This is a genomic window from Kitasatospora sp. NPDC059973 (genome assembly GCF_042737525.1).
Classification (GTDB): domain Bacteria; phylum Actinomycetota; class Actinomycetes; order Streptomycetales; family Streptomycetaceae; genus Kitasatospora.
The window spans coordinates 40,973-54,781 of sequence record NZ_JBHWUI010000043.1; the positions used below are offsets into that span (position 1 = coordinate 40,973).

Annotated in this window: 14 protein-coding genes and 2 pseudogenes; 8 read left to right on the forward strand and 8 right to left on the reverse strand. The window is 73.6% G+C overall.

The features are described from left to right. Nucleotides 1-75: 75 nt before the first annotated feature. A complete protein-coding gene (locus tag ACFWA9_RS14690; protein ID WP_352291513.1) occupies nucleotides 76-447 on the reverse strand; it encodes a helix-turn-helix domain-containing protein in 372 nt (123 codons plus the stop codon). Nucleotides 448-539: 92 nt separating this feature from the next. Between ACFWA9_RS14690 and ACFWA9_RS14695 the strand changes: the two genes are divergently transcribed. Continuing rightward, nucleotides 540-1,379, forward strand: a complete 840-nt coding sequence (locus ACFWA9_RS14695) for an SDR family oxidoreductase (RefSeq protein ID WP_380387057.1) — start codon at nucleotides 540-542, stop codon at nucleotides 1,377-1,379. Nucleotides 1,380-1,479: 100 nt separating this feature from the next. Here ACFWA9_RS14695 and ACFWA9_RS14700 read toward each other — a convergent pair. The 3 genes and pseudogenes from ACFWA9_RS14700 to ACFWA9_RS14710 all read right to left on the reverse strand — a co-directional run. After that, nucleotides 1,480-1,842 (reverse strand): annotated as a pseudogene (locus ACFWA9_RS14700) (sigma factor); the annotation flags it as partial. Nucleotides 1,843-1,950: 108 nt separating this feature from the next. Next, nucleotides 1,951-2,556, reverse strand: a complete 606-nt coding sequence (locus tag ACFWA9_RS14705; RefSeq protein ID WP_380387060.1) for a DUF6461 domain-containing protein — start codon at nucleotides 2,554-2,556, stop codon at nucleotides 1,951-1,953. A gap of 244 nt (nucleotides 2,557-2,800) precedes the next feature. After that, on the reverse strand, nucleotides 2,801-3,526 hold the full coding sequence (locus ACFWA9_RS14710; RefSeq protein ID WP_380387063.1) for a TetR/AcrR family transcriptional regulator: 726 nt from the start codon (nucleotides 3,524-3,526) through the stop codon (nucleotides 2,801-2,803). 140 nt (nucleotides 3,527-3,666) lie between these two features. On the opposite strand from ACFWA9_RS14710, the gene ACFWA9_RS14715 reads away from it, so the two are divergent. The 3 genes from ACFWA9_RS14715 to ACFWA9_RS14725 all read left to right on the forward strand — a co-directional run bounded on the left by ACFWA9_RS14715 (nucleotide 3,667) and on the right by ACFWA9_RS14725 (nucleotide 6,224). Continuing rightward, nucleotides 3,667-4,764 (forward strand): alpha/beta fold hydrolase, encoded by a 1,098-nt coding sequence (locus ACFWA9_RS14715; protein ID WP_380387065.1) that lies wholly within the window; start codon nucleotides 3,667-3,669, stop codon nucleotides 4,762-4,764. A gap of 70 nt (nucleotides 4,765-4,834) precedes the next feature. Continuing rightward, the gene (locus tag ACFWA9_RS14720) at nucleotides 4,835-5,572 is read left to right on the forward strand and encodes a VOC family protein (RefSeq protein WP_380387068.1); all 738 of its coding nucleotides are present in this window, start codon (nucleotides 4,835-4,837) and stop codon (nucleotides 5,570-5,572) included. A 211-nt stretch (nucleotides 5,573-5,783) separates the two neighbouring features. Continuing rightward, nucleotides 5,784-6,224: a hypothetical protein gene (locus ACFWA9_RS14725; protein WP_380387071.1), complete on the forward strand. Its 441-nt coding sequence runs from the start codon at nucleotides 5,784-5,786 to the stop codon at nucleotides 6,222-6,224. 317 nt (nucleotides 6,225-6,541) lie between these two features. On the opposite strand, the gene ACFWA9_RS14730 is transcribed toward ACFWA9_RS14725, so the two are convergent. Beyond that, nucleotides 6,542-7,492, reverse strand: coding sequence for an SDR family NAD(P)-dependent oxidoreductase (locus ACFWA9_RS14730; RefSeq protein ID WP_380387074.1), 951 nt, complete (start codon nucleotides 7,490-7,492; stop codon nucleotides 6,542-6,544). Nucleotides 7,493-7,741: 249 nt separating this feature from the next. Continuing rightward, the gene (gene thpR / locus ACFWA9_RS14735; protein ID WP_380387077.1) at nucleotides 7,742-8,356 is read right to left on the reverse strand and encodes an RNA 2',3'-cyclic phosphodiesterase; all 615 of its coding nucleotides are present in this window, start codon (nucleotides 8,354-8,356) and stop codon (nucleotides 7,742-7,744) included. Nucleotides 8,357-8,418: 62 nt separating this feature from the next. Here thpR and ACFWA9_RS14740 point away from each other — a divergent pair. After that, nucleotides 8,419-8,568, forward strand: a pseudogene (locus ACFWA9_RS14740) (DUF4232 domain-containing protein); the annotation flags it as partial. A gap of 56 nt (nucleotides 8,569-8,624) precedes the next feature. Then, the gene (locus ACFWA9_RS14745) at nucleotides 8,625-9,584 is read left to right on the forward strand and encodes a helix-turn-helix domain-containing protein (protein ID WP_329491663.1); all 960 of its coding nucleotides are present in this window, start codon (nucleotides 8,625-8,627) and stop codon (nucleotides 9,582-9,584) included. Between the two features lie 37 nt (nucleotides 9,585-9,621). Here ACFWA9_RS14745 and ACFWA9_RS14750 read toward each other — a convergent pair whose 3' ends face one another. Continuing rightward, nucleotides 9,622-9,873, reverse strand: a complete 252-nt coding sequence (locus ACFWA9_RS14750) for a hypothetical protein (protein ID WP_380387080.1) — start codon at nucleotides 9,871-9,873, stop codon at nucleotides 9,622-9,624. 162 nt (nucleotides 9,874-10,035) lie between these two features. On the opposite strand from ACFWA9_RS14750, the gene gap reads away from it, so the two are divergent. Next, nucleotides 10,036-11,034 carry a type I glyceraldehyde-3-phosphate dehydrogenase gene (gene gap / locus ACFWA9_RS14755; RefSeq protein WP_380387083.1) on the forward strand — a complete coding sequence of 333 codons (999 nt, stop codon included), beginning with the start codon at nucleotides 10,036-10,038 and terminating at the stop codon, nucleotides 11,032-11,034. Between the two features lie 187 nt (nucleotides 11,035-11,221). Here the strand turns inward: gap and ACFWA9_RS14760 are convergent, their stop codons facing one another. Next, nucleotides 11,222-12,001, reverse strand: a complete 780-nt coding sequence (locus ACFWA9_RS14760) for an SDR family NAD(P)-dependent oxidoreductase (protein ID WP_380387086.1) — start codon at nucleotides 11,999-12,001, stop codon at nucleotides 11,222-11,224. Between the two features lie 725 nt (nucleotides 12,002-12,726). Between ACFWA9_RS14760 and ACFWA9_RS14765 the strand changes: the two genes are divergently transcribed. Continuing rightward, nucleotides 12,727-13,581: a PRC and DUF2382 domain-containing protein gene (locus ACFWA9_RS14765; protein ID WP_380387088.1), complete on the forward strand. Its 855-nt coding sequence runs from the start codon at nucleotides 12,727-12,729 to the stop codon at nucleotides 13,579-13,581. Nucleotides 13,582-13,809 lie beyond the last annotated feature (228 nt).

Here is a 13,809-nt window from a genome sequence, read left to right on the forward strand (position 1 = left end):
ACGGAACGGTCCCCCGGGCGAGGCAACGGTCACCGCAACGAGGCGGCGGAGGCTGGCGGGTGACGGGACCGGGCGTTATTGCGCGCCGCGGGGAGGCAGCCGTTCGGTGATCCGGTCGAACAGGTCCGTCAGCGGCCCGCTGACCTCGCGGCCGAACTCGGTCAGCCCGTAGGTGACCTGAGGCGGTGTCGTCGGCTCCACCTCCCGCCAGACCAGGCTGTCCTGGACCAGGGCGCGCAGCGTCTGGGCGAGCATCTTCTCGCTGATGCCCTGGATGCTGTCGCGCAGCTCGTAGAACCGAAGGTCGTTGCTCCGCAGGGAGATCAACACCCAGACGCCCCACCTGCTGGTCACGTGGTCGACCACGTCACGGGCGGGGCAGTCGGTGTGAAACACCTCATACCGGCGGCCTTCCCCGGCCTGCCTCAGCTGCGCGCCTTCCCTCATGTCCGGAGCTTACCTCCGGGTACGTTCTTACGAGAAGTAAGCCCCTTTCCTAACGTCAGTTGCCGCAGGACACAACGAACCAGGAGCTGAACATGATCGTGGTGACCGGGGCTACCGGGAACGTGGGCCGACCGCTGACGCAGGCGCTGGCCGAGGCGGGCGAGCAGGTGACGGCGGTGTCGCGGCGCGCGGCGGCGGTACCGGCCGGAGTCCGGCACGTGGTGGCCGACCTGGCCGAGCCGACAAGCCTCGCGCCCGTGCTGGACGGGGCGAAGGCGCTGTTCCTCCTGCTGTCCGGCGACCTGCACGCCGCCGGGGCCAGGCCGGCCGACATCGTCGGTCAGGCCGCGGCCGCCGGGGTCCGCCGGGTCGTCCTGCTCTCCTCGCAGGGCGTGGCGACCAGGCCGCTCGATCCGTCACGGGTGGCGATGCGCGCGGTGGAGGACGCCCTGCGGGAGTCCGGCCCGGACTGGGCCGTCCTGCGTCCGGGCGGCTTCGCCTCCAACGCCTTGGCCTGGGCGGAGTCCGTGCGCACCGAGGGGACGGTCGCCGCACCCTTCGGCGACGTGGGGGTGCCGGTCGTCGACCCGGTGGACATCGCCGGGGTCGCGGCGGCCTGCCTGCTGGACGACCGGCACACCGGCCGGGTGTACGAGCTGACCGGACCGGAGGTGATCACGCCACGTCGGCAGGCGGCGGCGATCGCCGCCGTGCTCGGCTCCCCCCTGCGGTTCCACGAACTCACCCGCGAGGAGGCCAGGGCCACGATGACCCGGTTCGTGCCGGTGGAACTCGCCGACGACACCCTGGACATCATCTCCGCCCCGAACCCGGCCGAACTGCGGATCAGCCCGGACGTCGAACGAGTCCTCGGCCGTGCCCCGCACCCCTTCGCCGCGTGGGTCACCCGCAACATCGCCGCGTTCCGCTGAGGCTCGACCCGCCCGCACCACCCGCACCACCCGGGCGCCTCGCGCGGCAGCGACCGCACGAGGCGCCCGCCTCCGCCGGCCACCACCACACCGCCATCGCCGCCCGCTCGGGCGGGGTCAACCGCTCCATCATGACCAGGACAGCCAGCGACACCGCGTCCCGCTGCTCCGCCGTCTGCATCGGCCCGAGCGCCCCGCCGTCGGTCCGGACCGGCTCCGGCAGCCACGGTCCGACGTACTCCTCGCGTCGGGCCCGCGCCGACGTCAGACGGTTCAGACACAGGTTGGTGGTCACCTTGGCCAGCCACGGCCCCGGCGCGGCGATCCGCTCCCGCTCGGCCCCGTGCCACCTCAGGTAGGCGTCCTGCACGGCGTCCTCGGCCTCCGCCGCCGACCCGAGCAGCCGGTACGCCAACGAGAACAAGCGAGGCCGGTGTGCCTCGAACTCCTGAGCCTTCTCCATGGGAGCACACGCTCAATGATCACTCCCGGGAACCGGTACCTCGGCGGCGGACCGCCCGCGCGAGCGGAGCGGCGGAGGAGCCCGCGCCGGGCGACCGAACCGGGTGGATCACGCGACCCGGTCGGGACGCGGCCGGAGCTGGGCGCTGAGCACCGTCCCACCGGAGAGACCGGCGGGGTCGACACCCGCACCGAGCCCCTCGGCGAGACGGTAGAAGAGGCCGCGCATGCCCAGCGGTCCGGTCTCCCCGGTGTCCGGGCAGGCGCCCAGCGCCCGCAGTTCGGCGTCGAAGCGGTGGGGGTCCCGGCCGGTGCGGTGCTGGGGCTCGATGCCGAGGAGGGTGTGCAGACCGGTGACCAGCTGCCCGTCCTCGGCGTAGCGGAAGTCCACCAGGGGCTTCTCGTTGGCGTGCAGGGACAGCGCCACCGTCCCCGCCGAGAGCTCACCGAGCAGGCCGTCGTCCTCGACGCACAGCCAACTGCCGTGCTCCCAGACCCACGCCCACGCCCCGTACCGGCCGGCGGTCACCACATAGGCGTCGTCCTCGTAGAGGAGGTCGTCGAACTCGTCCCTGAACTCCTCCTGGGTGCGCTCGGCCAGCGTGTCGGGGTCCGCGCCCATCCGCTCCAGGAGCCCGCGCGCGGTGAGGTCACGGGCGAAGGTGACGCTCAGCAGCGGCAGGTCCGTCCCGTACATCCAACTCAGGCCACTCATCCGTAGTCCCTCCGTGCAGCGGTCGGCTCTCCCCGCGAGGCTAGATGGCGGGTACGACAGTCCGGCCCCTGCCGGGTCGGGGCACGGGCCGCACGCCGTGTCGTCCGGGTACCGCCCGACCCCGTTCGTTCCCACTCTCGTCGGCCCTCCCACGGACAACGGACAGCGGACAGGGGACAACGGACAGCAGCGCCCACGCCCGACGTCGCCCACCCCACCACCGTCGGGTGGGCCGACGCGGCGGTCAGGCCCGGTCGACGAGGAGGGCGGTTCCGTCGAGGATGCGGTTCAGGCCGAAGTCCAGCGGGTCCTCGACCCGGGGGGCGAAGGCTCCGGCCGCGATGGCGGCGGCGAGGGCGGGGTAGCGGTGGGCGTGGCGGTCGAGGGTGTCGGCGGCGAGGCGGTTCCACTCCTGCTCCCCCTCCTCGTCGCGGTCGACGAGTTGCTGGGCGAGGTTGCGGATGTGGCCGATGACCAGGAGGACGGTGTCGTGCTGCTGGGCGGCGGACAGTCCGGTCGGGGCCAGCACGGCCAGGGCGGCGTCGAGCCAGGCCAGTTGGTTGGGGCCCATGAGCTGGCGGCGCATGGCGGTGGCGGTCAGGATCCAGGGATGGCGGCGGTAGAGCGCCCAGCACTGGCGGGCCCACTCGGTGAGCCCGGGGCGCCAGCCGGCGGACGCGGCGACGGCCTCGGACGGTACGCCGAGGGCGGAGTCCACCATCAGGTCGACCAGTTCGGCCTTGCCGGGGAAGTACCGGTACAACGCCATGGTGGTGACGCCGAGTTCGGCGGCGACACGCTGCATGGAGACCGCGTCCAGGCCTTCGGCGTCGGCGACCTCGATGGCGCCGGCCACGATCCGCCCGGCGGTCAGTGACGGCTTCGGCCCGCGCCGGGGCTGGTCCTGCTCATTCCACAGCAGCGCCAGGCTCACCTTCGGGTCGCGCTTCTTCTCCCTGCCGGCGGCCATACGGGCTCCTCACTGCGTGCGACCGGTCGACCGGCCGCTCCCTCTCGTCGGCGGCCGCCGCTTCTCGTTGACGACGTCTCAGAACTGTGTATAACATAAACTCAATTGCTTATTCGATACACAGTTCAGGGGAGCCAGCCATGCTCGACACCGTTCTCATCGCCACCGCGGTCGCCACCGCCGTCGCCGCCACACCCGTCGCCCTCCTCCTCGGCCACCGCCGGATCAGGCAGGCCGCGAACGCCCGGCTGATGCGGATCACCGCCTCCGACGGCGTCGACGAGCAGGAGTTCGTCCGCATCGGCGGGATCGAGCAGTGGATCTCCATCCGAGGCGAGGACCTGGCCAACCCGGTGATCCTGGAGATCCACGGCGGGCCCGGCGCCTCCAACGCGATCTACGGGCCCCGTACCCGGGCCTGGGAGAAGCACTTCACGATCGTCCGCTGGGACATGCGCGGCACCGGCAAGACCCTCGGCCGCTCCGGCGCCGACCACCAAGGCGAACTCGGCTTCGCCCGGATGTACCAGGACGCCGTCGAGGTCACCGACTTCGTGCGCGCCCGGCTCGGCGTCGACCGGGTCGTCCTGGTCGCCAACTCCTTCGGCAGCGCCTTCGGACTGCGCCTGGCCCGCCAGTACCCCGACCGCTATTGCGCCTACGTCGGCACGGACCAGAAGATCCACGACGCCGACGGTGACGACGCCGACCACCTCGCCCTGCTGGCCCGGCTGCGCGCCGCGGGCAAGCGCAAGGAGCTCGCCGCCGTCGGGGCGATCGACCGTGACCGCCGGACGTGGACCGCCGAGCAGTACGGCACCTACGCGAAGATCGCCGCCACCACCGACCCGCTGACCTTCAGCACCATGAAGTCCGTGGTCATGAAGTCGCTCTGGTTCTCCCCGCTGCACTCGCTGAGCGAACTCGGCACCCTCGGCAAGGGGATGAAGCTCTCCGAGCAGATCCTCCCCGACACCGCCGGCTTCGACGACCGGGCCGACGGCACCTGCTTCGAGCTGCCGTTCTTCGTCTTCCAGGGCGACCAGGACGTGCTCAACCCGACCGACCGCGCCCGGTGCTTCCTCAACGACGTGCAGGCGCCGGTCAAGGAGTTCGCCCTGATCAGGGACGCCGGCCACTTCGCGTCCTTCCGCCACCCCGACCAGTTCCTGCACCTGATGCTCACCAAGGTCCGGCCGGTCGTCGCCACCGCCGGGCTCCACGCCGCGGGCCGGTGAGGCAGCCGGGGAGACGGGTCTTCCGCGCGCACTCGGGTGCGGGCCCGCGACAGCTTCTATGATCTTCGGCATGGCAACCCGACTTGTGCAGATCAACATGAAGGCCCGGGACGACTCCGCGCTCGGCCGGTTCTGGGCGGAGGCGCTCGGCTGGGGCCTCGACAGCGAGGGGCCCGGCGTGACCAACCTCGAACCCGTCGGCTTCAGCTACCCCGACCCCACGGCAGTCTGCATCGACCTCATTGCCCGGCCGGAACCCAAGACGGTCAAGAATCGGGTGCACCTCGACCTGGCCACCACCTCGACGGCCCATCAGACGGAGCTGGTCGCACGGCTGCGGGACCTCGGCGCGACGCTCGCCGACGTCGGCCAGGGCGACGTCCCCTGGACCGTCATGGCCGACCCGGAGGGCAACGAGTTCTGCGTCCTGGAGCCCCGCCCGGTCTACCAGGACACCGGGCCGATCGCCGCGGTGGTGGTCGACTGCGCCGACCCGCGGGCGATGGCCCGGTTCTGGGGCGAGGCGATGGACTGGACGCTGCACGAGGTCACCGACGACTACGCGACCATGCGCTCCGCCGCAGGCGTCGGCCCCTACCTGGAGTTCATCCGCACCCCCGACACGAAGAGCGGGTGGAACCGCGTCCACCTCGACCTCCGCCCCTACCGCGGTGACGACCACGCGGCGGAGGCGGACCGGCTGCGCGCCCTGGGCGCCACCGACCCCGGTATCGACCAGTCCGAGATCCACTGGACGATCCTGGTCGACCCGGAAGGCAACGAGTTCTGTCTCCTCAGCCCCGGCTGACTCCGGCCGAGGCCCGACCGGCTCCGACCGGCTCCGACCGGCCCGGAGAGCGTGGGCGTCCGCCGCACCCGGGTGGCGGACGCCGGCAGGACCGGGGACCGGCCGGCGCCGGGCCGACGCGGCCTCGCCCGCGCGAGGGGCGGGCGCCGCTCCACCCGATCGCCGAGGCCCTGCTGCGCGGGGCGGCGGCGGAGCAGGCTAGTTTACTCGGGTGAGTCTCCTCGATGATGTGGCCGAGCACGACAACTGGCGATGCTGGGTGTGCGACGAACCGGTCGACCCCGACAAGTCGGTGAACGACCCGCGCGGGCCCAGCGTTGACAGCCGGACCGCCGACCGGAAGGCCAAGGTCGCCGAGCGGCTCGCGCACCGCGGGTGCAACTCCCGCAAGGGCGCGGTCAAGGTGGTCATCGCCTGGCCGGACCGCCTGTACGTGGTCGAGCCCGCGCCGCTGACCGCCGTGGCCGCGAGGCTGGAGCGCAAGGGCGGCCGCGAGATGGTGGGCCGCTGCCCGACCAGGCAGGACGCCCAGGAAGCCGCGGACTGGCTGGTGGACCGGTTCTCCCGGCTGGTACCGGACCTGCCGGTGACCGCCCACATCGAGCCGGGCGGCGGCCAGTTCCTCGTCACCCTGGCCACCGGCCGCCGCTGACCGGGGATCACCGGCACGAGCGTCACAGGCCGCCGCTGACCGGGGATCACCGGCACGAGCGTCACAGGCCGAACCGGCGCCCGGGTGGGGCCCGTCCGGACGGTCCGGCGGCTCAGGCCGTCCGGGCCGCCTTGAGCACCTGGGCCGACGTGCCCACGCCGCCCTGCGAGTAGCCGGCGATCAACAGGCGCAGCGCCCGCTCGGTCGCCCCGTCCGCCGGGGTGAGCACCATCAGCCGCCGTCCCGGCTCCCGGGGCGGCGCCGACCACGACGGTGGCACGGAGCACCGGGAGCCGCTTCCACACCGGGAGCCGCGTCTAGAGGAGGCCCAGGTGGGGCTCGACGCCGGCCCCGTCGCAGCTGGCGTCCCACAGGCGCCCGGCGACGGCCGGATCGGTCATGTGGGCCCGCGCGGGCTCCAGCCGCGGCGCGCCGCGCAGGCCGAAGGCCCTGGGGCCCCACAGCTGCCCGCCCCGCACCCGCGGGTCCAGGACCGCCCGAACGATCGGCCACGCCCCGGCGTCCTTGCCCTGGAGCAGCAGCCCGGCGGGCACCGCGCGCAGCCGGGTGCCCCGGGACGCCGCGTGCACCCCCGGGCGGCTCGGGGTCAGGGAGTCCAGGGCGCCGCCGGGGTGGGCCACCACGCTGAGCAGGGTGCTGCCGCGGGCGCGCAGGCGCCGGTCCAGCTCGAAGGCGAAGGACATCTGCGCCAGCTTCGACCGGCCGTAGGTGCGCCCGGGGCGGTAGTCCCGGAGCGACTGGAGGTCGTCCGGGTCCAGCCGCTCGGAGCGCGCCGCGAAGCTCCCCACCGTGACGATCCGGGCGGCCGGCGCCGCGGCCAGCAGGGGCGCCAGCGCCCGGGTCAGCGCGACGTGGCCGAGGTGGTTGACCCCGAACATCAGCTCGTGACCGTCCTCCGTCGTCCGCCGCGGCGGGTCGTCGAGCGCGACACCGGCGTTGTGGACCACCGCGTCGAGGCGGTCGAGCCCGAGGCCGTCCGCGACACCGCGCACGGACGCCAGGTCGGCGAGGTCCAGCGGAAGGTGGCGCAGCCGGGCACCGGGAACGCGCGACCGGATCGCCGCCATGGCGGCACCCGCCCTCCCCCGGTCCCGGCAGCCGAGCACCACGACGGCCCCGGTCGCGGCGAGCTGCTCCGCGACGAAGTAGCCGATCCCGGCGTTGCCTCCGGTGACCAGGAAGGACTTGCCGGCGGCGGACGGCAACCGGTGGACGTCCCACGGCGGGCTCAGGGGTGCGGGGGTCATGACGAGCGGCTCCTTCGACTGGGGGAGGTGTGCGGACGGCGGCGCCGACCTGACCCATCACACAGCGGCCGACTCACCGATCACTGATAGATCGCCGTCATCACCGACAACCCCCCGTCACCTCCCCGAACGCACCGCCGGGCACGGTGCCTCGGCCGGCGGTCGATCACCGCTCGGAGGCGGCTGATCCCCCGGCCGCCCCCACCGCGGCCGCAAGGCCGCGAGGCCGCGAGGCCGCGAGGCCGTCGGTCACGACTCGCTGGGAGCGTCCTCGCCGCCGGTGCGGGCGGCGGCGAATCGCCATGCCTCGATGTCGCGGTAGCGGATCGGTCCGGGGCCGCGGCCGATGTTGCTGCCGACGAGGTGGAGGCGTTCGGTCCGCCAGGACCGGCCCACGAACCCGGCGAGTCCGGCCGCGGCCTGCGGCACGCTGGTGGGGTCGTCGCGGCGGGACCGTGCCAGCGTCAGATGGGGACGCAGGGGGCGTTCCGTGAACGCGATCCCGCAGGACCTGATCACGCTCCGGACGTCGGCGGCGAGCAGGTGCAGTCCGTCCAGGTCGCCGTCGATCCCGCTCCACAGCAGGCGCTGGTCGAAGTGGCCGCCGCCCCGCAGGCCCAGGCGCAGAGCCGGGCGGGACGCGGCCTGGCCGGCCAGTGCCGACCGCAGCAGCGGCACCGCCGTGGCGGGCAGTTCGCCGAGGAAGGCCAGGGTGATGTGCCAGTCCTCGATCCGGTTCCACCGCAGCCGCGGGTACCCGGCGTAGGCGGGTCGCAGGGCCCGGGCCAGTTCGTCCTTGGCATCGTCGGGCGGGGCCAGCGCCACGAAGACGCGCAGGGTCGAGGGCTCGGGTCGATCGTCCACGAGGTGGCAGGCTAGCCGAGGCCGGTCGGCCCGCGCGCGCCGGGGGCGAGGGTGCGTGGCGGGACGGGCGCGGCTCGGGCGTTCGCGTCACCGGGCCGGTCGTGACCCCGCCGGACGAGACGAAGCCGGTCAGCCTCACCCGGCCGGGCACCGGCGCCCTGCCCGTCACGGACGGCGGCGGCTCCCCGGTGGAGGTCGGCCCGATCGGTGCGCCGGCCGGCCCGCGTCCGGGGCCGACCGGGGTCACGGCTCCACGTAACCTCTTCCTGTGCCCGACTCCCGCCTGCTTCGCGTCGCCGTCCTCGTCCTGGAGGGCGCGAAACCGCTCGATGTCGGCATTCCCGCCCAGGTCTTCACGACCCGCGCGAGCATGCCGTACGAGGTGCGGGTGTGCGGGGCCGCGCCCGGTCCGGTGACCGGCGGCGACGGGCTGTCGTACCTCGTCGCCCACGGCCTCGACGCGCTGGCGTGGGCCGACATCGTCTTCGTCCCCGGGTACCGGTTCCCGGGCCGCGACGACCCGCCGCGGGCCGTCGTGGACGCGCTGATCGCCGCCCATCACCGGGGCGCGCGGCTCGCCGCCATCTCGACGGGCGCCTTCGCGCTCGCCGCCACGGGCCTGCTCGACGGCAAGCGCGCCACGACGCACTGGCACTACGCGCGGGCTCTCGCGGCGAAGCACCCGCTCGTCCAGGTCGACGAGAACGTCCTGTTCGTCGACGAGGGCAGCGTCCTGACGTCCGCCGGCGCGGCCTCGGGCATCGACCTGTGCCTGCACATCCTGCGCGGCGACCTCGGGGTGGCCGCGTCGAACCACGCGGCCCGGCGCCTGGTCGCCGCCCCCTACCGCAGCGGCGGCCAGGCGCAGTACGTGCCGCGCAGCGTGCCCGAGCCGCTCGGCGAGCGGTTCGCCGCCACCCGCGAGTGGGCACTGCACCGGCTCGGCGAGCCCCTCACCCTCGAACTGCTCGCCCGGCACGCCGCGGTGTCGCCGCGCACCTTCTCGCGGCGCTTCGTCGACGACACGGGGTACACGCCGATGGAGTGGGTCATGCGGGCCCGCCTCGACCGGGCCCGCGAGCTGCTGGAACGCTCCGAGCGGCACATCGAGCAGATCGCCGCCGACGTCGGTCTGGGCACCGGTGCCAATCTGCGGCTGCACTTCCGTCGCATCCTCGGCACGACGCCGAGCGAGTACCGGCGCACCTTCACGGCCCAGCAGTCCTAGGAGCAGCCCGGGCCGTTCCACGCGGGGTGTTCCGGGTCTACGGCGCCCCGGCCGGGGGCGGGCCGGAGGCTCCGACGGCCTGGGCGCAACGCGTGGCGAGGTGCGCGAGCGCGCTCCCGTGTCCGGGCGGGCCGACGACCTCGATGTCGGCGTCGAAGCTGCCCAGGGCGGCGGCCGGGCCGGTCCAGGACCAGGATCCGAGGACGAGTCGGCAGCGGTCGGGGCCGAGCGCTTCGACGATCCCGTCCCGGATGAAGCCGGCGACGGTGGGGGCGGGGAGGCCGAGCACGACCTCGCCTCGTCGCCTTCCTGGACGACGGCCGGGGGCCGGCTCGGGTCACCTTCGAGGACGGGTGGGCTGGCGTGATCCTTTTGAACCGTGGCAATCACGCCGCTGTCGTGAGCGGGCGCCGTGCGCGAGATTTGGTGGTGAACCGAAGGGACACCACTCATGACGCGCATCGCCATCAACGGATTCGGCCGCATCGGACGCAATGTGCTGCGTGCGCTGCTGGAACGTGACAGCGACCTGGACATCATCGCGGTCAACGACCTCACGGAGCCCGCCATCCTGGCGCGGCTGCTCGCCTACGACACGACGGCCGGCCGGCTCGGCCGCCCGGTGACCGTCGACGGGAACGCCCTCGTCGTCGACGGCCGTCGCATCACGGTGCTCGCCGAGCGTGAACCCGCGCAGCTGCCGTGGGCCGAGCTCGGCGTGGACATCGTGCTGGAGGCGACCGGTCGCTTCACCTCGGCCGGGGCCGCCCGCGCCCACCTCGCCGCCGGCGCGAAGAAGGTCCTGGTCAGCGCACCGTCGGACGGTGCCGATGTGACGCTGGCGTACGGGGTCAACACCGACGCCTACGACCCGGCCGCGCACACGATCGTCTCGAACGCCTCCTGCACGACCAACGCCCTCGCGCCACTGGCCGCGGTGCTCGACGACCTCGCCGGCATCGAGCACGGCTTCATGACGACGGTGCACGCCTACACGCAGGAGCAGAACCTGCAGGACGGCCCGCACCGCGACGCCCGCCGGGCCCGTGCCGCCGCCGTCAACATCGTGCCGACCACGACCGGCGCCGCCAAGGCGATCGGCCTCGTGCTGCCGAACCTCGACGGCAAGCTGTCGGGCGACTCGATCCGCGTGCCGGTGCCGGTGGGCTCGATCGTCGAGCTCAACACCACCGTCACCCGCGACGTGACGCGCGACGAGGTCCTCGCCGCGTACCGCGCCGCGGCGCAGGGGCCGCTCGCCGGCATCCTCGAGTACTCGGACGACCCGCTCGTGTCGTCCGACATCACGGGCAATCCGGCCTCGTCCATCTTCGACTCGGCCCTGACCCGCGTCGACGGCCGGCACGTCAAGGTGGTCGCCTGGTACGACAACGAGTGGGGCTTCTCCAACCGCGTGATCGACACGCTCCAGCTCCTCGCCGCCAACTGACGGCGGGTCAGCCACCGTGGAACGCTCGACCGGGATCTCCCGGTCGAGCGTTCCGCACGCGCGCACCCGACAAGCAGCGGACGAACGGGCCGGCCCCGCTCAGTAGGTGAAGTGGGTCGAGTGCCCGGTGGATGTTCCGCCCGCCCGGTCCGGTGTCAACCCGTCGGTGGTCGTCGGGGGTTGCGGATCACCCCGCAGGGATCGGGCCGAGGTAGGTGCCGCCGGAGACGTCGAGGGTCTGGCCGGTCATCCAGCGGCCCCGCGGCCCCGCCAGGAAGCCCACCACATCGGCGACGTCCTCCGGTTCGCCGATCCGTCCGAGCGCGGTGATCGACTCCAGTCCGGCCACCGCCTCGGGAGCGCCCGTCCACCCGGCGGTCATGTCGGTCAGCACCACCCCGGGTTCGACCGTGTTCACGGTGATCCCGCGCCGGCCGAACTCGTTGGCGAGCGACGGGCCGAGAGCGGCCAGCGCCGCCTTGGTCACGGTGTAGCCGATCTGGAGGGGGCTCGCGATCCGGGTGGCCGCCGAACCCACGTTGACGATCCGGCCGCCGTCCCGCAGCAGGGGCAGCGCCCGCTGGATCACGAAGATCGGCGTGCGCACGTTGACCGCGAGCAGCCGGTCCAGCTCCTCCTCGGTGAGCTGCCCGATCGAACTGGCCGAGTGGACACCCGCGTTGTTGACCAGGATGTCCAGACCGTCGGCGCCGTGCTCGGCCAGCCCGGCGGTCAGTCCCTCGAACAGCCGGTCCACCGCGCCGCTTTCGCCGAACCCGGCCCGCACCGCGAACGCCACACCGCCGGCCTCGGCGATGAGCGCCACCGTCTCGTCGGCGGCCGCTCGGTTCGCACCGTAGTGAACCGCGACCAACGCCCCCTCGGCGGCGAGCCGTCGGGCGACGGCGCGCCCGATCCCGCGCGAGCCGCCCGTCACCAGGGCGGCCTTGCCGTCCAGTTCCCCCACGTCGTCTCCCCCGTCGGCGTCCCGGCCGGAACCGGGGCCGGTCTCGAAGCAAGGTCCGGAGTTCCGCCCCCGTCGAAGGGGCGAAGATGTCCGGGATCGGCTCGTGCCGACCGATGGGCCCACCCTCTGGACCGCACTGTACGGGAGGTTCGAGGACGAAGTCCGGGGAACGCGGAGGCCGGGCCACCCGACGGCGGGGGCGGGCTGTCCGCAGCGGTGGCTCCGGACGCACCGGCGATGGTGCCCCACGGGTCGGCCGGAGTCCCGGGCCGAGGTCCCGGGCCGGAGTCACGGGCGGAAGTCACGGGCGGAAGTCACGGGCCGAGGTCCCGGGCCGGAGTCACGGGCCGAACCCGCAGGCCATAGTCACGGCCTGAGACCCTCGGGCGGCCGGTCCCGGACCCACCCGACCAGGTCCTCCCCACCGGCTCCGAAGGGTGACCGGCACCGACCCGGCGGTGGGCCGAACGGGTGAACCGCAGGCTTCCCCGCCGCCGACCACCCGCCACCCACCGTATCGCCACCAGCACGGGTACCCCCCGTTCCCGGGGCCCGCTCGCCGACATCGGCAACGCTCCGTCGCCACCACGGCCGCAGCCCCATCCAGGCGGTGGCGCAAGCGGGTTCATGAGGCCGGTGACGCTGAGCGAACGTCATGTGGGAGGCCGTTTCGGCCCGGCCCCGATGGCAAGGCGCTCCTCAGACCAATGGAGGAGGCGTAACTGATGATCACCGAACAGCAGATCCGTACCGTCCTCGACCACCCGGTCCACGATGCCGACGGCCACCGCATCGGCAAGGCCGACCACCTGTTCCTCGACGACATGACGGGCAAGCCGGAGTGGGTGAGCGTCAAGACCGGATGGTTCGGGACGAGCGAGTCGTTCGTCCCGATCCGCGATGCCCGGATCGTCGACGACCACCTCGAAGTGCCCTACCCGAAGGCCACCGTCAAGGACGCGCCCAACGTCGACGTCGACGGCGGCAACCACCTCTCCGCCCAGGAGGAGCACCGTCTGTACGACCACTACGGCATCGCCTGGGACAACGCCTGGCACGAGGCCAACCAGCCCGGCGACGGCGGGTGGGCCCACTCCGGGGACGGGACCGCGGCCACCGGCGCGGCAGGCGCTGCCGCCGCCACCGCGGGTACGGGCGCCCGGGCGGGCACCGCGGCCGACCAGGACGACGCGATGACCCGCTCCGAGGAACGGATGACCGTCGGGACCGAACGCCACGAGGCCGGCCGCGCCCGCCTGCGCAAGTACGTCGTGGAGGAGGAGCAGCAGCGGACCGTACCGGTGCGCCACGAGGAGGTCCGCGTCGAACGCGAGCCGATCACCGAGGCCAACCGGGACGCCGCACTCGCCGGTGAGCCCATCGGCGAAGCCGAGCACGAAGTCGTGCTGCACGAGGAACGGCCGGTGGTCCGGACCGAGGCCGTGCCGGTGGAACGGGTGCGGCTGACCACCGAGGAACTCGTCGAGCAGGAGACCGTCACCGGCACGGTCCGCAAGGAGCGGATCGAGGCGGAGCTGCCCGAGGACCCGCCCGCGACGGGCAAGGACCGGCGCCGCTGAGCCACCCGCGCCGATGAGCGCGGTACCGCCGTCCCGACGGGCACATGAGCAGAACGCGCGGGCGGGCACGGCCGGGGTCCTGGTGACCCCGGCCGTGGGCGCCCGCCCACCCCCCCCCCGGGCCGCGGCGGGGCCGCGCGGGGGGCGGGGGCCCCAAACAACCCCGGGTGGGGGTTCCCGCGCGCTAGGGGCGGGGGTGGCACTTTTTTGCGGTGTCGTATAAAAAAA